Source organism: Vibrio hippocampi, assembly GCF_921292975.1.
GTDB classification, from domain to species: Bacteria; Pseudomonadota; Gammaproteobacteria; order Enterobacterales; family Vibrionaceae; genus Vibrio; species Vibrio hippocampi.
In genome coordinates this window covers 1,153,718-1,174,305 of sequence record NZ_CAKLCM010000002.1, presented here as the reverse complement: position 1 = coordinate 1,174,305, position 20,588 = coordinate 1,153,718, and the positions used below count along the sequence as shown (strand labels likewise).

The 20,588-nt window shown below is 46.1% G+C and carries 15 protein-coding genes; 10 read left to right on the top strand and 5 right to left on the bottom strand.

Annotated elements, in window-relative coordinates:
- Positions 1-5: 5 nt before the first annotated feature.
- Positions 6-428 carry a PepSY domain-containing protein gene (locus tag L9Q39_RS07645; RefSeq protein WP_435532832.1) on the bottom strand — a complete coding sequence of 141 codons (423 nt, stop codon included), beginning with the start codon at positions 426-428 and terminating at the stop codon, positions 6-8.
- Positions 429-482: 54 nt separating this feature from the next.
- Positions 483-2,219, bottom strand: coding sequence for a DNA repair helicase RadD (gene radD / locus L9Q39_RS07640; RefSeq protein WP_237484501.1), 1,737 nt, complete (start codon positions 2,217-2,219; stop codon positions 483-485).
- Between the two features lie 70 nt (positions 2,220-2,289).
- Between radD and rsuA the strand changes: the two genes are divergently transcribed.
- The 3 genes from rsuA (at position 2,290) to L9Q39_RS07625 (ending at position 5,093) form a co-directional block, all read left to right on the top strand.
- On the top strand, positions 2,290-2,988 hold the full coding sequence (gene rsuA, locus L9Q39_RS07635) for a 16S rRNA pseudouridine(516) synthase RsuA (RefSeq protein ID WP_237484500.1): 699 nt from the start codon (positions 2,290-2,292) through the stop codon (positions 2,986-2,988).
- Positions 2,989-3,231: 243 nt separating this feature from the next.
- The gene (locus L9Q39_RS07630) at positions 3,232-4,437 is read left to right on the top strand and encodes a Bcr/CflA family multidrug efflux MFS transporter (RefSeq protein ID WP_237484499.1); all 1,206 of its coding nucleotides are present in this window, start codon (positions 3,232-3,234) and stop codon (positions 4,435-4,437) included.
- Positions 4,437-5,093, top strand: coding sequence for a DUF2913 family protein (locus tag L9Q39_RS07625; RefSeq protein WP_237484498.1), 657 nt, complete (start codon positions 4,437-4,439; stop codon positions 5,091-5,093). The genes L9Q39_RS07630 and L9Q39_RS07625 overlap by 1 nt, the downstream gene beginning before the upstream one ends.
- A gap of 56 nt (positions 5,094-5,149) precedes the next feature.
- Here L9Q39_RS07625 and L9Q39_RS07620 read toward each other — a convergent pair whose 3' ends face one another.
- Positions 5,150-6,580, bottom strand: coding sequence for a DUF2867 domain-containing protein (locus tag L9Q39_RS07620; RefSeq protein WP_237484497.1), 1,431 nt, complete (start codon positions 6,578-6,580; stop codon positions 5,150-5,152).
- A gap of 342 nt (positions 6,581-6,922) precedes the next feature.
- On the opposite strand from L9Q39_RS07620, the gene L9Q39_RS07615 reads away from it, so the two are divergent.
- The 7 genes from L9Q39_RS07615 (at position 6,923) to fabV (ending at position 17,836) form a co-directional block, all read left to right on the top strand.
- Positions 6,923-7,594, top strand: coding sequence for an ABC transporter ATP-binding protein (locus L9Q39_RS07615; protein ID WP_237484496.1), 672 nt, complete (start codon positions 6,923-6,925; stop codon positions 7,592-7,594).
- Positions 7,575-10,028 carry an ABC transporter permease gene (locus tag L9Q39_RS07610; RefSeq protein WP_237484495.1) on the top strand — a complete coding sequence of 818 codons (2,454 nt, stop codon included), beginning with the start codon at positions 7,575-7,577 and terminating at the stop codon, positions 10,026-10,028. Before L9Q39_RS07615 ends, L9Q39_RS07610 begins: the two co-directional genes overlap by 20 nt.
- The gene (locus L9Q39_RS07605) at positions 10,029-11,150 is read left to right on the top strand and encodes a lipocalin-like domain-containing protein (protein WP_237484494.1); all 1,122 of its coding nucleotides are present in this window, start codon (positions 10,029-10,031) and stop codon (positions 11,148-11,150) included.
- Between the two features lie 649 nt (positions 11,151-11,799).
- Positions 11,800-12,969, top strand: a complete 1,170-nt coding sequence (gene nhaA, locus L9Q39_RS07600) for a Na+/H+ antiporter NhaA (protein WP_237484493.1) — start codon at positions 11,800-11,802, stop codon at positions 12,967-12,969.
- 457 nt (positions 12,970-13,426) lie between these two features.
- Positions 13,427-14,056, top strand: a complete 630-nt coding sequence (psrA, locus tag L9Q39_RS07595; RefSeq protein WP_237484492.1) for a TetR family transcriptional repressor PsrA — start codon at positions 13,427-13,429, stop codon at positions 14,054-14,056.
- Between the two features lie 77 nt (positions 14,057-14,133).
- A complete protein-coding gene (locus L9Q39_RS07590) occupies positions 14,134-16,419 on the top strand; it encodes an acyl-CoA dehydrogenase (protein ID WP_237484491.1) in 2,286 nt (761 codons plus the stop codon).
- Between the two features lie 214 nt (positions 16,420-16,633).
- Positions 16,634-17,836, top strand: coding sequence for an enoyl-ACP reductase FabV (fabV, locus tag L9Q39_RS07585; RefSeq protein WP_237484490.1), 1,203 nt, complete (start codon positions 16,634-16,636; stop codon positions 17,834-17,836).
- A 128-nt stretch (positions 17,837-17,964) separates the two neighbouring features.
- On the opposite strand, the gene L9Q39_RS07580 is transcribed toward fabV, so the two are convergent.
- Complete coding sequence (locus L9Q39_RS07580) at positions 17,965-19,647, bottom strand: aspartate:alanine antiporter (RefSeq protein ID WP_237484489.1); 1,683 nt, start codon at positions 19,645-19,647, stop codon at positions 17,965-17,967.
- Positions 19,648-19,950: 303 nt separating this feature from the next.
- Positions 19,951-20,217, bottom strand: coding sequence for a GrxA family glutaredoxin (locus tag L9Q39_RS07575; RefSeq protein WP_005597645.1), 267 nt, complete (start codon positions 20,215-20,217; stop codon positions 19,951-19,953).
- Between the last annotated feature and the right edge of the window lie 371 nt (positions 20,218-20,588).

Here is a 20,588-nt window from a genome sequence, read left to right as displayed (position 1 = left end):
CGCTCTTATTTCTTTAAGGCTTGTTGAAGATTGTGACCTTTGATTGCCATCATCTCCAGTGTGGTGGCGTTGTAATCCACATTGATAACGTTCTGTTCGTAGAGCAGTTTCAATTCGTATACCCATAGATCATCGTCTTCTTCAAGCTCTACCTTGATCACACGACCATTCAGGTCTTGTTCTACTTTAGCAAACAGTTCTGAGAAAGGCTTAATCAGCCCTTCCTGTACCGCTTCATAGACTTCATCTTGGTCTTCTTCAAATTCAATTCTGGCGCCGTTGGGCTCAATGTCTTGTACCAACTCGTGACCATTATGTGAGTGGGAAAACAGACTGGCATAGCCTTGAGTCGGCAAGGCACTGAGGCAGGCGGTGGCCAATAAACCTATGGAATAAAGTGACTTTTTTGACATGATTGAACTCCAGATAACCCGAATGAAAAGACTATACCGAATAGCGGATGAATGAAAGCTGAACAGCGGTTAGTTCAACTCGTCATCAAAGACTTTGTCACGCATTTTCCAAAATCGCCCTTGTTTGGAGGCGATAACAAAAGCGGGAGGGCGAAAACGGTGTTGGTTATCCACCACTTTGGTTGGCGAGAGGGCGTTAAATTCCCGATGTTTATCGGCAAGGTGCGGACGAACGAACTTTTGCGCGAACACCTGTTTCTGCTTTGGCGTTGATAATGACCAGAATTCGCTCACTTGGGCGTCATTCTCGCCCACATATTGCACTCTTAGGCTGTTTTTACCTTTGGCATCTTTATGGACGGAGAGTTGCATTTCGAGACATTCAAAGACGAGAGAGTCTTTGAGATTTAAGGCGTCTTTCAACTTTTTGTCTGGGTCTACTAAGGTGGCGTCACACTCATGACAGATCCGAGCGGCAATATCATTATCGGCACCGCAATCGGAGCAGTATTTTGCTCGAAAGCGATAGTTGCAGTGTTCGCGCTCTTGAGTGTCATCATCGGTGAAGTAGCCTTGGCACTTGCGACCATAATGCTCAATTAAAAAGCCATTGCTGTCGAGCTTGCCCCAGAAGTTGTTATTAAATCCGCAAGCCGGACAGGGGATGGTGATCAACTCTGAATCCGAGTCGGGTTTGGGGTTGCCGACTTCGGGTTGATACAGATCGTAAGTGTTGCCGGCGTAGTCCAACACCAGGCATTCTTGTTTGCCGTCTGATAGTCGCAGTCCTCGACCAACAATCTGCTGATATAAACTGACCGATTCGGTTGGGCGCAGAATGGCAATGAGATCAACATGCGGCGCATCAAAACCGGTGGTTAGTACCGAGACATTCACCAGATATTTAATGCGACGCGCTTTAAAGTCACTGATAATTTGGTCACGCTCGGGAGTGGGCGTGTCGCCGATGACAATCTCGCTGCTGTTTTCGGGGAGCAAAGACAAGATCTCTTGTGCATGGCGAACCGTTGCAGCAAAAATCATGATGCCTTGTCGATCTTGGCTATAGCGAATAATCTGTTCAACAATCTGCGGTGTGGCACGTTTAGATTGTTCAATCACAAGATCCAATTCTGACTCGCGATACTTGCCCATAGACGTGGGTTTTAGCTGAGAGAAGTCATAACTTAATACTGGTGCATCAATCAGTTTGGCGGGCGTTAAAAAGCCTTCATCTAACAGATAGTGAATCGGCAACTCGAAAATGCAGTCTCGAAAAAAACGCGCTTCTTCACTGCGCACTAAACCTCGAGTGTGATATTGATAAATCCAGCCGACACCTAAGCGGTAAGGCGTCGCGGTGAGACCTAATATTTTTATCCCCGGATTGATGTCACATAGGTGTTTAATCACTTTTTGGTAGCTAGAGCTGCGATTCTCAGGAACGCGATGACACTCATCAATCACCAACAGAGAAAACTGATTAGCAAACTGTTCAAGATTACGAACCACCGACTGCACCGAGGCAAAGACCACCTTTTCGGAGGTTTCTTTACGTCCTAATCCCGCAGAGAAGATAGAGCCCTTTAAACCGTAACCTTCGTATTTGGCATGGTTTTGTTCCACTAACTCTTTGACATGCGCAAGCACAAGCACTCGCCCTTTTGCCAATCGCGCTAATTCCGCTATCACCAAACTTTTGCCAGCACCGGTTGGCAATACAATGACCGCAGGGGTGGTGTTTTGGCGAAAGTAGTGGATGACTGCTTTGACAGATTCAGCTTGGTAGGGACGAAGTGTGTACATAAAGGTGTGTTTTGCTCTACATTTTAAAAATCCGCTTTATAATACCCCACGAATTAGAATTGAGGTATGTATGCGTTTAGATAAGTTTTTGTGTGATGCTTTAGGTGCAACCCGAAAAGAAGCAACGAAAATCATCAAATCCGGTGACGTGACCGTGGATGGCGTGATGCAAAAAAGCGGGGCATTTAAAGTGGCAGAGGGCAGTGAAGTCGAGTGGCAGGGTCGTGAAATCAATAAGCCCGGACCTCGTTATATCATGCTATTTAAGCCTGATGGCTTTGTCTGCTCTCACGAAGATGGTTTTAATCAGACGGCCTTTATGTTGCTCGATGAAGTAAAAATGGAAACGCTCCATTTTGCGGGTCGTTTGGATGTGGATACCACCGGATTGGTGCTGATCACCGATGATGGTCAATGGTCACATCGCATTACTTCGCCCAAACATAAGTGTGATAAAACCTATCGTGTTTGGTTGGCTGATCCGGTTCAAGCGTCTTATCAACAAGCCTTTGCCGATGGTATTCAGCTAAAGAACGAAAAAGCCCCCACTTTGCCGGCGCAACTGGAGGTTATCGACGACCATGAGGTGGTGTTAACTATCCACGAAGGCAAGTATCACCAAGTGAAGCGTATGTTTGCGGCCTTGGGCAATAAAGTTGAAGCATTACACCGTGAACGCATTGGTGAGCTTGAGTTAGACGAAATGCTTGAGCCGGGTGAGTATCGTTATTTAACTCAGGAAGAGATCGATTCAGTCTGGAATAAATAACCTACCGCCAAATTCACTTTGAATCCGGTATTTTGGCGTCACTATGCCATACAAACGATTGAAATATTCGCACTAAGCAGAGCCTGTTTGGTGTTATAATGACTGCTTCTGGCACCTATTGTCCTATCTTAGGTGCCATTTTTATCGCCTTTCATGCTTAACAATGGATGTTAAGTTGTAAATCTGACCTCGCTTGTTATGGAATTATGGCTGGTCACGTGTTCTCTATTTATTAGGAGCGATATGATTTCAAAATCAGCATCGCAGCCCACAACACCTCAATTAGGTCTCGTGCTGTTTTTAGTACTGGGTGCAATTGGTGCGTTAACACCGTTAGCCATTGATATGTATTTACCCGCTATGCCAGCCATTGCAAAAGATCTTGGGGTTAACGCTGGTGCTGTGCAGATCACCCTTACCGTTTACACCGCAGGTTTTGCCATCGGACAGCTATTACATGGTCCGCTGGCTGATAGTTTTGGTCGTCGTCCAATTCTGCTGTTTGGCGTTTTCTTCTTCGGCATTGCTTCTATGGTCAGTGCCATGACCACCAGTATTGAATCGTTAACTCTGGTTCGTACCGCGCAAGGGTTTGCTGGTGCGGCGGCGGCAGTGATCATTCAAGCGGTTGTCCGTGACATGTTCGACAAAGAAGATTTTGCTCGCACGATGTCGTTTGTCACCTTAGTGATTACCTTAGCACCTCTGGTTGCGCCTATGATTGGTGGGCATCTTGCTATTTGGTTTGGCTGGCGTGCCATTTTTTGGGTGTTAGCCGGCTTTTCTGTGGTGGTTATCTTGGCGGTGCTGTGGAAAATTCCAGAAACCTTAGCCCCAGAAAATCGTCAACCGCTCAGATTCAGAACCACAATCAAGAACTATGTGCGCTTGTGTCGCAACCCTGTTGCCATGGGACTGATGTTTTCCGGCGCATTCTCTTTTTCCGGTATGTTCGCTTTTTTAACGGCGGGGTCGTTTGTCTATATTGATATCTATGGAGTGACGCCGGACCAGTTTGGTTATCTGTTTGGTTTGAATATTGTCACCATGATCATCATGACCAGTATCAATGGTCGCATGGTGAAAAAAGTGGGTCTGCATGGCATGCTCAAGTTTGGCTTATCGGTGCAGTTAGTTGCTGGCTTGGCGTTGTTGTTGTCAGGAATACTGGATTTAGGCATTTGGGGTACCGTGCCCTTTGTTATGCTCTACATCGGGACGTTATCGACCATTGGTAGTAACACTATGGGGTTGCTGTTGAGTGGTTATCCAACCATGGCAGGAACCGCATCATCCTTGGCGGGAACGCTTAGATTTGGCACCGGATCGGTTATTGGCGCGACGGTAGCGATGTTGCCGAGCGATTCTGTCTGGCCAATGATTGCTATTATGGCGCTTTGTTCTGTATTATCCGCGTCAATGTATGCCTTATTGGGGAAAAAAGCATAATGGCTGAATACTTTTCTGAAATTCAAAATGTGGTCAATCAAGCAATTGCTGAGCTAGAGCAGGAGCATGCATCGGGTAAGCTCGTCAATGCGCCTATTGCCAATAACCACTTCCTTGTCCGATGGGTGACTAAAGCGATTAAAACGCAACGATTTGAAAGGATAACCCGTGACGATCTGCTGGGTTGGCAAAAACTAGGGCGCTCGAAAGGCAATCAAGCTTTGCTTGAGCCAACGTTTCGACGCATTGCCGCTTATTATCAGTCGGTCTTTACTGGTGAGATAAAGCCACTCACTGATAAGCAGATAGAGGTATTCCTCGATACTATGGAAAGTGCCAATTGGGAGATCTCAACCTCTGAAGTGTTGACGGATGGCAGTAAGGTGCAAATTTTCACTGATGGTCAAAACTCGCTCGCTTTATGTGCCGACCAGTGTGACCAGTGTTTTGATGGTGAGGCGCTGGTGAAACCCATGAGTTGGTTTGTCCGTGGTAACCATGCTGAATTTATCTCTAAGGCATATCAGGCTGGGTTTATGGTCCATAAACGCACCGATTACAAATCCAAGGTTAAGTACCATGGCGAGTATTTGGTTTATCCAATGAATCAAGGTGACCAATTAGCAGAGATCCCGTTGGACTTTACTCTCGCTTAACTCTTATTCGCTTAACTCTTATTCGCTTAACTTTTATTCACTGAATTCTCACTCACTTAATCATCACTCGCTTGTCGACAGAGTGCCCGCACCATACCTTTAAAAATAAACAGGTGAGCGGGCATCATGGCAAACCAATACAGCAGCCCTAAGAATCCTTGAGGGTGCCACCAAGCGGTAATGTCGATTTTTCTTGTTTCGCCTAAATCTTCTATCGACACCTCTAAACGCCCAAGCCCAGGTCCTTTCATACCAAACAGTAGCGATAGGAAGTAGGGCTTGTCACAGCGAATCACTTTCCAAGAATCAATAAAGTCACCCACCTTTAACTCTGGTCCCTCCGGAGAGCGGCGTATCGGTCTGCCTCCGCCAAACAGCAGATCCAACCATTCACGAGTGCGCCAAAGGCTGTTAGCAAAGTAGTAGCCTTTTTCTTTACTGCCGATTTTTGCCACCGCCTGCCAAAGTGCAGCGGTGGATTTGGTGGTGGTAAAGCTCGCCCCGGTTTTCTTGGGATAATAACCATAGCCCGTTTGCCAGCGCTTGAGTGCCGCGGGATCAAAGCCCCATACGTTGCTTTTCACAAAGGTATCGGCTTGCTTTAAGCTATCTGTGACCGCTTGATCGTAGGGAATGAGGTGTTGCGGGTAAAGTTGACTGATATCGTGGTTATCGGCGATAAAATCATGTTCGATACCGGCGAGTAGGGCGCTACCGATAGAAGCCGGAACGGAAGTAACTAAGGAGAGCCAGCGTGTCGCCAATTTAGGCGTCATTAAGCCAAGTTTAATGAGTCGCAAGGGCTTATTGATTTGCTTAGCGATGATTTCCATTTGTTGCTGATAGGTGAGGATATCGGGTCCTCCGACTTGATAATGGCTGTGTTGCTTTGGTCGGTGCTCAGCAAGCGCGAGTAGGTAATGATTGAGGTTTTGTAAGGCGATAGGGTTGGCTTTTGAGTCGACGGATTGGGGGACGACCAAAAAGGGCAGATTGTAGATAAAGTCACACATAATCTCGTAGGCTGCGGAGCCTGAACCAATGACGACGCCGGCTTGCAATTCGGTAATCGGCACTTGGCTTTGACGTAGCAGATGACCGGTTTCACGTCTTGCGGCTAAATGTGCTGAGTTGCCGGTTTGGGGTTGAAGCGCACTCAGGTAAATGACGTGTTGCACTGAACTGGCATCGAGCGCGGTTTTGAAATTCTGCGCCAGTGACAGTTCATATTCTAAAAAGTCATGACCATGAGCCATGCCGTGTACTAAAAAGTACACCACATCATGTTGCGGTACAATCTCTAAGGTCGCTTGTGGGTCCGCCAAATCGAGATAACAAAAGTTGAGCTGGCTATGGGGCAACACGCGTGATTTTAAATAGTCAATTTGTCTCGCGGCAGCAGTGACTTTATGACCTTGTTGTAGCAATTGCGGTATCAGCTGTGAGCCGATGTAGCCGGATGCACCTAACACAAGTATTCGTTTCATTCTCTATCCCGGTTTTTACGCCTTATTGGTGGGTATATGATGAGTATATATCGATATGCGTACATTGCTCAGCGTTGAGCGAGATGCAGTTGTTTGATGCATATAAAGAAATTGTGCTTTAACAGCGTTGCTGACGCGGGCTAATGGCGTGTTTAAATGCATTATTAATGGCTTAATAAACCAGAGCCTTTAACGGCTAAAATCGCCGCAAATACCGGCTACCTACAGTAATTATCGCTAATTTGCTCTGAATTAAGGTGAATATGCCTATCGACCCTTTCGGTTAGCATAATTTTAGTGTAGATTCTCAACCCAATTTTAATGTTAATAAATAAGTTTTGCATGCTAAAGCTGTCTAACCTCTGCAAAGGCTACATGGATGGTAGTGAGTTCCACCCGGTATTACAGGGTGCGCAATTGACGCTGTCTCGCGGAGAACAATTGGCATTGATGGGCGAAAGTGGCTCAGGTAAAAGTACATTACTGAATTTGCTTGCGGGTATTGATAAAGCAGACTCCGGGGAAATTTGGTATCCGAATTTTGCCATGCATGATGCTAAAGAGAGCCATCGTACCGCCTATCGTCGTGACAATGTTGGACACATTTTTCAGCAGTTCAATTTATTACCTACCCTGAATATTGCCGACAATATTCGCTTTTGTCGTCAGCTTAAAGGCTTACCGGAAGATCGGGGCTTATGGCGTCAAATCTTGTCTGCACTTGATTTAATGAGCCTATTGGGTCGCTACCCAGAAGAGTTGTCCGGTGGTCAACAGCAAAGAGCAGCGATTGCGCGCGCCCTGTATATGGAGCCTAAAATCCTATTAGCGGATGAGCCGACCGGAAGCTTGGATGAGCGTAATGCCGAGGCAGTGATGCGTCTGCTGACCTCTTTAAGCAAACGTTTAGAGTGCACCTTAATGGTGGTCACCCACAGTGAAAAGGTTGCCAACCATCTTGATGGTTGTATTCGCCTACAGGGGGGACAATTGCATGTTGTGGCCCGTAGCTAAGGCTCTACTGGGACATTATCGACGTCATCCACTGCAGATTTTATTGGTATGGCTGGGCTTAACGCTCGGGGTATCTTTGCTTGTTGGTGTTACGGCGATCAATCATCATGCTAAGCAGGCTTATGCGAGCGGTGAAAAGCTGTTCGCGAATCCGGTACCTTATCGCATACGTCCAAAACTGAACGATTCTAAAATCCCCCAAGGTTTCTATATTGACCTGCGCCGTCAGGGATTCAAAGAGTGTGTGCCGTTCGATATTCAAAAAGTCACCACCAAAGACAAGCTTGAGCTGAATTTAGTGGGGGCTGACCCTATCGCATTGATGCAGCTTCGTGACACTGTCACTATGAGTGATATTGCCTCTCAAGCTTTGATTTCTAATTCCTCGACACTACTGGTGAGTCACGACTATGCAGTTCGCAAAGGGTGGCAAAACGGCGATATGCTGACCCTAGAGTCTGGTCAACAAATTGGTCCAATCGAAGTTGACTCACCCGACGGTATTCGCGGTAGTCGCTTGATCACCGATATTTCGGTCGTGCGCAGTGTCTATCCGTCATCCGGCTTGTCGGTGATCGCATGTGGCGATATGCCACCAGAAAAATTGGAACAACTGAGAAAAACCATTCCAAGTGGTATGACGTTAGCGCGTAGTTCGCAGTCTGAGTTGGAGTCACTGACTCGCGCGTTCCATACCAATTTGTCGGCGATGAGTATGTTGTCATTTGTGGTCGGGCTGTTTATTTTCTATCAAGCAATGTCTTTGTCTTTAGCACAAAGGCAACCGCTCGTCGGTCGATTGAGACAGATTGGCGTGTCTGGTTGGCAACTGGGACAAGCATTGGTACTTGAGTTGGTCACTTTGGTCGCGGTGAGTTGGCTGGGAGGAAATGTCCTCGGGTTAATGCTTGCCAACCAATTAATGCCAGCGGTATCGCAAAGTTTAAGTGATCTTTACAACGCAGACATTGGTGTTCATATCGATTGGAGCTGGCAATGGAGCCTGTATAGCTTCTGTCTGGCTTTCTTTGGTGCGTTGCTGTCATGTGGTTGGCCGCTGATACGCCTAGTCAGAACGCAACCTGTGCGCCTGTCATCGCGTTTATCATTGATGCGCTTTACTGGACGAGAATTTGCGTGGCAGGCTTGGGTGGCGTGCTTATGTGTGATTGCTGCTATTGCTTGCTACCAAGCCCCTAAATCCCAGCATATGGGTTATGCCATTATCGGCTTTATGCTGCTGAGTGTGGCGCTGATTACGCCGTTTATTATTTGGCAAATATTCGTCGGGCTCTCTTATTCATTACGTTGGGTTAAGGCGCGTTGGTTCTTTGCCGATGCTGCGGCCAGTATGAGTTATCGTGGCGTGGCGAATATGGCTTTCATGTTGGCCATGGCGGTGAACATGGGTGTCGAGACGATGGTGGGCAGTTTTAGAGATACAACCGACAGTTGGTTAACGCAACGTCTTGCCGCCGATGTCTATATTTATCCTAACAACAATAGCGCGACGCAAATCAATAAATGGCTTGAAGTACAGCCTGAAGTTGAACGTGTTTGGTGGCGTTGGGAAGAAGAAGTACCCAGTGACAGCGGGATGATGCAAGTCGTGAGTACCGGAGATTCACTGGGGGAGCAGCAATCACTCACGGTGAAAATTGCGATTCCTGATTACTGGTATCATTTGCATCATTCTCGTGGAGTGATGATCAGTGAGTCCATGTCCATCAAATTAAAACTGCGCCCAGGGGATTATGTCGACTTGGGTGATCCGTTAGGGGATAACTGGCAGGTCACTGGCGTTTATTACGATTATGGCAATCCTTATCATCAGGTGTTGTTGTCAGAGAAACAGTGGCTGAGTCACTTGGCGGGGTCGGGTGATGTGGTACTTGGAGCGCTGGTTCGAGAAAAAAGCGATGCCGAATATATCGAAAGACAAGTGCAGGGTATCTTCAATTTGGGCACAGAGCGGGTGTTTGATAGCACCTCTATTCACAGTCAGGCAATGACAACCTTTGATCGTACGTTCGCGATTGCTGACACGCTAGGTCATATTACCTTAGTGATTGCTGTGTTTGGCATATTCTTCTCGACCGTTGCTGGCGAGGTCACTCGACAAAGACATACCTCGTTACTGCGCTGTTTGGGTATTTCAAGTAAAGAACTGATTCTGATTGGTGGTTTACAGCTGTTTGTGTTGGGAATGATTTCAGCCGTTATTGCTATGCCACTGGGTGTCGCGTTAGCTCAGTTAACGGTCGATATCGTGATTAAGCAAGCATTTGGCTGGAGTATGCAATTGCAAATTATACCTTGGCGCTATTTGGCAACGTGCTTTTGGTCGTTATTGGCATTGATTGTTGCAGGCGCTTTACCAGTATTGAAGCTGGTACGAAATTCACCCATTAAGACCTTGAGGGATGCGTTGTAAATGAATCGAGTACAAAAACTGCTGTTTTTATGTTTATCGGTACTGGTTGCATCCGTTACATTTATTTGGTTGAGCACAACGGATGAGTTTGCACACACTCAAGAAACTGCTAATAACAGTATGGAACAATGGATTGGAACGGTCGACAATCGCGTTTTTGAGCCCGTCCTACCCAACCAAGAGCTAAGTTTGCCTGAAGACTTTGAGCAGCATCCAGAATATCGTCATGAGTGGTGGCAGGTGATTAGCCAGTTAAGCGATGAAGCTGGCAATCAATATTGGCTTCGCTGGCGCTTCTTTCGCTACGCCTTAGATGAGGGGAATCGCTCAAGTTGGAATGATCCGCAAATCTATATTTCAAATGCGGTGTTGACGGGTCAGTTCGGTATGTTCACGGATCAACGCATTGCGCGCGGTGGTATCGGTCAAGCTGGGACGGATACTAAGCCTTTTAAGGTGTGGGTTGATGAGTGGTCGTGGCAATCAATGTCAGATTTTCCGATGCCTAGTACGTTGAAGATTGAGACCGAGCAGTTTGCGGCGCAACTGAATATTTCACAGCAAGCACAGTTTGCCAAGTCGGGTGAACAGGGCTATCAGCCAATGCATCAATTTGTTCCAAGAGCGTCATATTTACTTGAAGCTCCATTCACTTCCGTGCAAGGAACGTTAAAACTGGCACAGAGAGGAAATACGCTGAATGTTGAAGGTCATGCATGGCTGAGCAAAGAGTGGAGCAGTGAACTCCTTGGTAAAGGCTATGTGGGTCAAGATAACTTGATACTCTGGTTGCCAGATGATAAAGCGTTGCGTCTACGTCGCTTTCGATACAGCGATATGCAGCCTTATACCACGGCATCGGTTATTGATAAGTCTGGACACGTGGTGACGGTAGAGCAAGAGGAGATTCAGTTTGATATCCTCAACTACAGTGTCTTGCAGTCCGGTAAACGTGTGCCGCTCACTTGGAAATTACAGATCCCAAGTTTGGATCTAAGCGTCATGATTAACTCGCGAAAACAGGATAACTGGGTAAACTTTGTAGTGCCTCAATGGCAGGGTGTCGTTCATGCGACAGGGACACACCGCTCCACCGGCTATATGCAGTTGTCAGGCTATTAATTTGGTGGGGAGTATTTGTATACCCAAGTTACCTCGCATCTTGAAGTAATTTGGGTATACAAATACTCTCATCTAAAGCCAAAATTCTCGGTTAAAACCATAACACTCGTCTTTAGCTCTTCGCTAGAAAACCCAAAACTTTCACTGCTCACTGCTGTTAGCACTTGCATCCAGCCAACAATGCCTGTTCCAAGGGTGATGGTGATACGCTGATATCACTCTAGCGTTCTCACGCTATTTGCTCGCCCCACCAAAGCCGAATTGCCGTTTGGTGGAGTGAGGAGTCCATAACATTTATCTACTTGAATCAGCACGCCGTTGTGTTTATAAATGATGCTTTGAATATCATTGGGTGTTTTTGTTGTAATTAAGTTACATTAGTAACGTTTCTATCTGTAATTAGAGGTAAGCAGGCATTGCTATCCGGTGCAGTGGTGAGAATCCTTTTTCGCTGGCTACCGTTTGTGCAATCTTATGCACTATACTTTTTGTTATGGGCAGTAAACCTTTTGAATATATCGAACCTTTAAAGCGAATCATTCGGAAAAACCGATATTGAAACTCTGTAGAATCGATTATTTTTGAAATAAAACTAGATATAGAATTGTTTCATTCAAACAAGTGAATAAATATTAAGGGCTTTACAACAATGAATGACGTCATTAGAAACTTTTTTAAGATGGAGTCTGCGGGGGGCATCATCCTTGTCATCGCTGCCGCCATAGCCATGTTTATCGCTAACTCACCTTTAAATGAATTATACCAAGGTGTACTTCATACTTACGTTTTTGGTCTGTCGATTTCTCATTGGATTAACGATGGTCTGATGGCAATCTTCTTTTTCCTTATCGGTCTTGAAGTAAAACGTGAGCTACTTGAGGGGGCACTGAAGTCAAAGGAAACGGCAATCTTTCCTGCGATTGCAGCCGTTGGCGGTATGCTTGCACCAGCACTTATCTATGTTCTTTTCAATGCGGGCGATGCAGAAGCGCTAAGTGGTTGGGCGATTCCAGCGGCAACGGATATCGCATTCGCACTCGGTATCATGGCATTACTTGGTAAGCGTGTACCTGTTGCGTTAAAAGTATTCTTACTTGCGCTTGCGATTATCGATGACTTAGGTGTTATCGTGATTATTGCCTTGTTCTACAGCAGTGACTTGTCTACTTGGGCGCTTGCCTTGGCCTTTGCGATGACCGCTTTGCTGTTCTTTATGAATACTAAGCGTGTGACTAGCCTACCGGCCTATCTCGCTGTGGGAGCCGTTCTCTGGGTGAGTGTATTAGCCTCCGGTGTTCACGCAACCCTAGCGGGTGTGGTACTGGGCTTTGCGATTCCATTGAAAGGCAAACCTGGTGAGCATTCTCCACTTAAACACTTAGAACACATGCTCCACCCATACGTTGCCTTTGCGATTCTACCGATTTTCGCTTTTGCTAACGCAGGTATCTCACTTGAGGGAGTCTCGGTAGACGGTCTAACGTCTATGCTGCCGCTAGGTATTGCAATGGGTCTATTGGTTGGTAAACCACTCGGTATCTACACCTTTAGCTGGGCGGCTGTGAAATTCGGTGTGGCGAAACTACCAGAGGGTGTGACGTTTAAGCAGATCTTCGCAGTATCCGTGCTATGTGGTATCGGCTTTACTATGTCTATCTTCATCGCGTCTCTTGCCTTTACTGGTGTGAGTGCGGAGTTCGACACCTACGCAAGACTGGGTATCCTTATGGGCTCTACCACATCAGCGCTGCTTGGTTATGCACTGCTTCACATGTCTTTACCAAAGGAAGCCGCACCTGAGCCTAAGTTGGAGTACTAATTAGCGACTTAGTTGATTGAGTAACCTAGTTCCTCAGGTCAAATAAAAACACCGCCCCAGTTCTGCTGGGGCGGTGTTTTTTTATGTCTCTTTCGTACACATCCAAAAACTGCCGACAAAAAAAAGCCCAGACTAAGTTGTAGTTTGGGCCGGTATAAAAAGGAGTTATATGAAAAAAGCAGCTTTAATAAAGGTAGTCATATCGATAAAGGGAATATCAGTTCAATACTTAATGTGTCCAAGTAATCTTGACTACACCTTTTAAGACTTGCTCGATCAAACAAAGTTCAAACAAAAAATGAATTTTTTTTAGTCAATGTTGTTTTCTTTATATTTCAGAAACATAAATGGCTCGAAAAACAGCGTTTAAAAATAATCAGAAAATGTGATGTTAAATTCTTGTTATTAACTTGTTGGCTATGTATATTCAAACGAGTGTTTGATACGGTTGATTGATATGCAAGAGAGAACTTCAACAAAGCTTAAGATCCTTGATGTTGCTGAAACCTTATTTGCGGAGCATGGTTTTAAAGAGACATCCCTGAGAACGATTACCTCAAAAGCGGCGGTGAATCTGGCTGCCGTCAACTATCACTTTGGTGATAAAAAAACCTTAGTGCGAGCGGTGCTAGAGCGTTATCTGGAAGTGTTTATGCCCGCGGTGGAGTCGGCACTGATAGAATTGAATCAACAGCAAGACTACAACTTGCAACACGTATTTTCTGCCCTTAAGCCACCCTTGCTGTCTCTTAACCAATATAAACCGAATGGTGCTGCGCAGTTTATGCTACTGGTCGGTCGAGGATACACCGATGTTCAGGGGCATTTGCGTTGGTTTATTGTCAACCGTTACGCCAGTGCTCTCGATTTGTTTATCTCATCGGTAACTAAAGCAAAACCCGAACTACAGCCTGAGATTCTATTCTGGCGCTTACACCTTACTCTCGGAACATGCGTTTTTACCATGGCTTCAAGCCAAGCTCTGTCAGAGATTGCACTGAGTTCATTTAGCAAACAGATTGAAGCCGAAGATATCATCGATCAATTAATACCTTATCTCGCAGCCGGTGTTGCTGCAGATCGATAACCCTACTAACACCCTATAAAAAATATAACCCTACATAAAAATATAACCATAAAAACCGGAACAAAAGGACATACACCATGAGCTCTCTAAGAAAAAAGTGGATTAGTGATCCAGCGTTTAAGTTGTTCAAACAGGTTCTTCCTCCATTGTCGCAAACCGAGCGTGAAGCAATGGAAGCGGGCAGTGTCTGGTGGGACGGCGAACTGTTTTCTGGTCATCCCAACTTTAATACCCTGCATCAATACAATAAACCCACGCTGTCGACCGAAGAGCAGGCGTTTATTGATAACGAGCTGGAAACCCTACTGGCTATGCTCGACGACCAACAAATCGTCAAACAAGATAGAGACTTGCCCAAGGAAGTTTGGGAGTATCTGCGTAAAGAGCGCTTTTTCTCTCTTATTATTGCGAAAGAGTATGGTGGACGAGCGTTTTCAGCGCTCGCTAACTCGACCATTGTCAGTCGTATCGCGACGCGCAGTATCAGTGCGGCCGTGACAGTGATGGTGCCAAACTCACTCGGTCCCGGTGAATTGCTGAGCCATTATGGAACCGAACAGCAAAAAGATTACTGGTTGCCACGCTTAGCGGACGGCACCGACATTCCATGTTTCGCTTTGACTGGACCTGAAGCCGGTTCCGATGCCGGTGCGATTCCCGATACCGGTGTGGTTTGTTATGGGCAACACAATGGCGAAGAGGTGCTTGGTATCCGCTTAAACTGGAACAAGCGTTATATCACGCTTGCTCCCGTGTCTACCGTGCTTGGTTTGGCGTTTAAATTGTACGATCCAGAGCATCTGATTGGAGAGAAAGATGCCTTGGGTATCACTTGTGCGCTGATCCCAACCCATCATCAAGGGGTGGAAGTCGGTGAACGTCATGACCCAATGCACCTTGCGTTTATGAATGGTCCAACCCGAGGTCAAGATGTCTTTATACCGATGGATTGGATTATTGGCGGTGCGGATTATGCGGGTAAAGGTTGGCGTATGCTGGTTGAGTGTTTATCCGCAGGTCGGGGGATATCATTGCCAGCACTCGGGACAGCCATTGGACACCTCACAACGCGAACCACCGGTGCTTATGCCTATGTGCGTAAGCAATTTGGTATGTCGATCGGTAAATTTGAAGGGGTATCCGAGGCGCTTGGTCGCATTGGTGGGTTAACCTATTTGTTAGAAGCGACGCGAACGCTAACGACAACGGCGCTCGATATGGGGGAAAAACCGGGGATTGTCACTGCCATTGCCAAATACCATATGACAGAAATGGCACGGACGGTGCTCAATGATTCGATGGACATTCATGCTGGTCGCGCAATCCAAGATGGTCCAATGAACTATCTGGCATCGAGTTATCTGGGTATTCCGGTGGCGATTACAGTGGAAGGGGCAAACATTCTAACGCGCAATCTTATGATATTTGGTCAAGGTGCTACGCGTTGTCATCCTTATGTACTTAAAGAGATGGAAGCGGCGGCGGATACCGATGAGCAAAGAGGCAGCGAAGATTTTGAGCAGCTGTTGTTTAAGCATATTGGTCATGCTTCTGGCAACACGTTCTCGGCATTGATCGCCGCCTTAACAGGTTCTCGTCTGTTTAATGTGCCAATGAGTGGTCCGACAAAGCAGCACTATCAAGACATTAAGCGATTAAGCAAAGTACTTGCAGTCAGTAGTGATGTCGCTATGTTGACGCTGGGCGGCGACCTTAAACGAAAAGAGATGATCTCAGCGCGTTTAGGTGACGGTTTAGCGTATTTGTATATGGCGTCAGCGGCACTGAAAAAGTATGAAGATGATGGTCGACATGAAAGCGATCTTGATTTTGTTAATTATGCCGTGACTCATTGCTTATATCATGCCGCGAAGTCAATGAATGAGGCGTATCGTAACTTGCCTAATCGGATCGCTGGTAACAGTTTATCTGGCTTAATGTTCCCCTTAGGTAATCGCTTTAAAGCACCTTCGGATCAACTTACGCTCAAGCTTGCTAAGAAACTAATGACGCCTGGAGTACAACGCGATCGTTTAACTCACCTGTGTTATATCGGCGATAAAGAAGACGACAAAGTGGCTATCATGGAAAATGCGTTTGTCGCCATGGTTGATGTTGCACCATTAGAGAAAAAACTGTTTGCTGCGATCAAAGAACAGAAGATAGATAGAAAAGCGTCGTTAACCGAAAAATTGCAACAAGCACTGGAGCAACAAGTGTTAACGGAGCAAGAGGTGGCTCAGGTCACTGCCGCAGAACGCTTACGCTATCATGCTATTCAAGTTGACCACTTTAGCCATGACTTCTCTGAAGTGCGTACGACTCATTCAACAACCAAACCTCAACTGAATAGTGTGGCATAGCGCCTAAATTAACAGGCTAATTGCTTTCTCTCAGCTAAAGTCGGTGGCAATTTATTCGAATTTGCCACCGACTTTTCATATTCAGTGACTAAAATGACGTAAAGTGCAGCTAAAGTCCTCCAACCACTGACAAAATTGGCGCATATTGACAGAAATTAGATGCGATTTAGCGCGGAAACTCTTATCCTACAGGGGATATTTTGAGGAACTGAATATGATCATCAAACCAAGAATTCGTGGATTTATTTGTACCACAACGCATCCAGTTGGCTGTGAAGCAAATGTGAAGGAACAGATTGCTTATACTAAAGCTCAAGGTCCGGTCGCTAATGCACCAAAGCGTGTACTCGTTGTTGGCTCTTCAAGTGGCTATGGCTTGTCTTCTCGTATCGCTGCGGCTTATGGCGGTGATGCAGCAACGATCGGTGTCTTCTTCGAAAAGCCGGCGACTGAGCGTAAACCGGGTACAGCGGGTTACTACAACGCAGCCGCTTTCGATAAAATCGCTAAGCAAGATGGTTTATATGCAAAAAGCATCAATGGCGACGCGTTTTCTCATGAAGCGAAACAAAAAGCGATTGAGTTGATTAAGGAAGATCTTGGTCAAATTGATATGGTTGTTTATTCACTGGCTTCTCCTGTGCGTAAGATGCCAGAAACCGGTGAACTGGTTCGTTCGGCGCTAAAACCTATCGGTGAAACTTACACGTCAACAGCGGTAGACACTAACTCTGATAAGATCATCGAAGCCAGTGTTGAGCCCGCGACTGACGAAGAGATTGCGGATACTGTTACAGTAATGGGCGGTCAAGATTGGGAACTGTGGATCAATGCGCTTGCTGAAGCGGGTGTGCTGGCTGAGGGCTGTAAAACCGTCGCTTATTCTTACATTGGTACTGAGTTGACGTGGCCGATTTATTGGAATGGCGCACTTGGCAAAGCGAAGATGGACCTTGACCGTGCAGCGACTGAACTGAACCAAAAATTGGCTCAGATTGGCGGTACAGCGAATGTGGCGGTATTGAAGTCTGTGGTAACACAAGCAAGTTCCGCTATTCCAGTGATGCCACTTTATATCGCAATGGTGTTTAAGAAGATGCGTGAAGAGGGAATTCATGAGGGCTGCATGGAGCAGATTTTCCGTATGTTCTCTCAACGTCTTTATAAACAAGACGGCTCTGCACCAGAAGTGGATGAAGCTAACCGTCTTCGTTTAGATGATTGGGAATTGCGTGAAGATATTCAGGCTCACTGCGCTAAGTTATGGCCGCAAATCACCACTGAGAACCTAAAAGAACTGACAGACTATGTTGAATACAAAGAAGAGTTCTTGAAACTGTTTGGTTTTGGCATCGAAGGTGTTGACTACGAGGCGGACGTCTCGACACTTGTCGACTTTGATGTGGTTAACCTGTAATCCCAGCGAGTTATTGAAAAAGACTGATTGAGATTGCAAACATCGAATTGCAAACATAGAAAAAGACCAATGGGAACGTTTCCCCGTTGGTCTTTTTTATTTTACCTGTTGTATTGATGACGGCATGATCAGGAGATAATCATCACCACCGTTCCAGCCAGTGTCATCAAGATATTAGCAATAGCGTAAGTCCCGGCATAACCGAGCGCCGGAATCGTCGAGCGGGCGTGTTCATTGACAACATCCATCGCAGGTGCACAAGTTCGAGCGCCGACGATAGCACCGAGCAGCAAGGCGCGGTTCATTTTAAGCACATATGCGCCAACTAGGTAAGCAAACACCACCGGCAGTACACTGATGATAAAGGCAATAATAATGACCTGTGCACCGACCTGAGTCAGATACTCAAACATCTTGCTTCCCGCGCTGAGTCCAATCCCGGTCATAAACACCATCAGCCCGAGATCTTTCACCATATTTAACGCCCCTTGTGGAACGTAACCGAAAGTAGGGTGGTTAGCTCGCAAGAAGCCCAACGTGATCCCAGAAAGCAGTAAACCGACGGCATTGCCCAGACCAAATGACACTTGACCAAACGTCATGGTAATTAAGCCAAACATGATGCCAAGAATAAAGAAGCTGCAGAAAGCGAGTAGGTCGGCCATTTGACTGTGAATAGAGATAAAGCCGATCTTTTCCGCGATACCATGCACACGGCTTTTCTCACCACTCACTTGCAGTATGTCACCTTTTGCGAGCACCACGTTGGCGTCCATCGGCATTTCAATTTGCGCACGAATGACGCGGTTAAGGAAACAGCCATCTTCCGATAGGTTAAGGCTCGATAGACTTTTTCCTGCGATATTGTCGTTCTTGACCACAATTTCTTCTTCGACAATTCTTAAGTCGAGAAGATTTCGGTCAAAGACCTCTTTACCGTTTCTGAAGCTCGGATCTAATCGTGCATGGCTATCAGGGAAGCCCACCAACGCGATTTCGTCGCCTTCTTGAAGAATGGCATCGCCATCTGGGTGGGCAAGTATACCATTGCGACGAATACGTTCGATGTAACAGCCCGTTTGGCGGTAAATACCAAGCTCACGCAGATTCTTACCATCGGTCCAGTCAATCAACTCTTGTCCAACTCGATAGGCGCGGATAATCGGTAGATAAACTTTGCGCTGTCCTGAACCACTTAGTCCGCGTTCTTGTGCAATTTGCTGTGCGGAATCGTGGAGGTTTTGTTTCTGTAGTTTTGGTAATAGCTTGGCTAGCGCCACCATGCTGATCAATCCAACCAGATAAGCCATCGCATAACCCACAGACAGATTTTCAACCACGAGAGAGAAATCCATCCCTCTCGGAGCCGAGGCTAACCCAGAGTTAAGAGCGTCTTGTGCACCAACCAACACCGGAGTTGCGGTCAAAGATCCGGCCATGACGCCAGCAGATAAGCCGTAGTCTAAGGTCAAATAATGGTTGGCGACGTAGGTAACGGTTAAAGCCGTGATGAGGACAACCAGACTTAGGATTAGGTAGTGTTTCCCATCTCGGAAAAAGATACCGAAAAAGTTGGGACCGGCTTCTATACCGACGCAGTAAATAAATAACATGAAGCCAATGGTGAGTGCTTCAGCGTTAAAACTAAATCCTAGGTGCCCCATAAACAACGCGGTAATCAGAACCCCGATAGAGTTCCCCAGTTGCAGACTACCAAAACGGATTTTTCCAAAGGCAAGACCTATCGCTAATACAACAAATATCAATAAGATAGGGTTTTCATCAAGTAAGTGTACTACGTCTATATTCACGTCGACGGCTCAAAAGTGTGCAAAGAAGATTGGGTCACAGACCCGGTCGTTAAAAATGAAAATAAGTGAGCTTAAACGCGAGCTCAACGTGATTGATTGTAATAGATATTAGTAAAAAGATAAGTGTTATTTTACTTAAATGACGATCTTCTTTTGACCATTAAAAAATGACCGTTTAATAGAGTTCATCAGCGGGGTTACTTGACGATATTTCACTGTCTCAAAACGTAAAAAAACCAGCTTCACTTAGCTGGTTTTCAATACGAGGTATAGTGCTTGGACTATACTGCAACAAGGAATACCTTACTCGTCAAAAAGACCTAGGTGTTCTTTAGCGTACGCTTCAAACTCTGTGCAGCCGCCGATATGGTCTTGATCGATAAAGATCTGTGGCACGGTTTCAACTGGCTTACCAACGGTTTTTTCTAGGTCAGCTTTGCTGATGCCTTCAGCTTGGATATCAACGTAGCGGTAGTTGAAATCGTCTCGTTTGGCTTTCAGTGTTTCTGCGTGCTCTTTTGCACGAACACAGAATGGGCAAGCAGGACGACCAAAAATAACGACGAACATGACTTTCTCTCCTTGGAGGGGTTGGTGTCAATCGACAACAAAATGCCGCTTGAATGTTTAGTTTTATTGTTATACCCAAGTTACCTCAAGATGCGAGGTTCAGCGAGATTTGCTTGGTTTGTGGACAAGGCAACGACTCGAAGATTTAGTGGTTCTAAATAAAGAGTCGTTAACGCCGGCCACGAGCCAAGCAAACTCGCCCGAAGGGAGGTCCTAGATGACTTTATCTCGGCGTCAAATATGCTTGAAAGGATTCACCATTCCTTCACATCTTTTCCTTGATATAAAGTCATCTAGGACCTCTGAACTCTGCATCTTGAGGTAACTTGGGTATATCACTATGCCTCAAGACGTCATGAAAATAAAGTGTG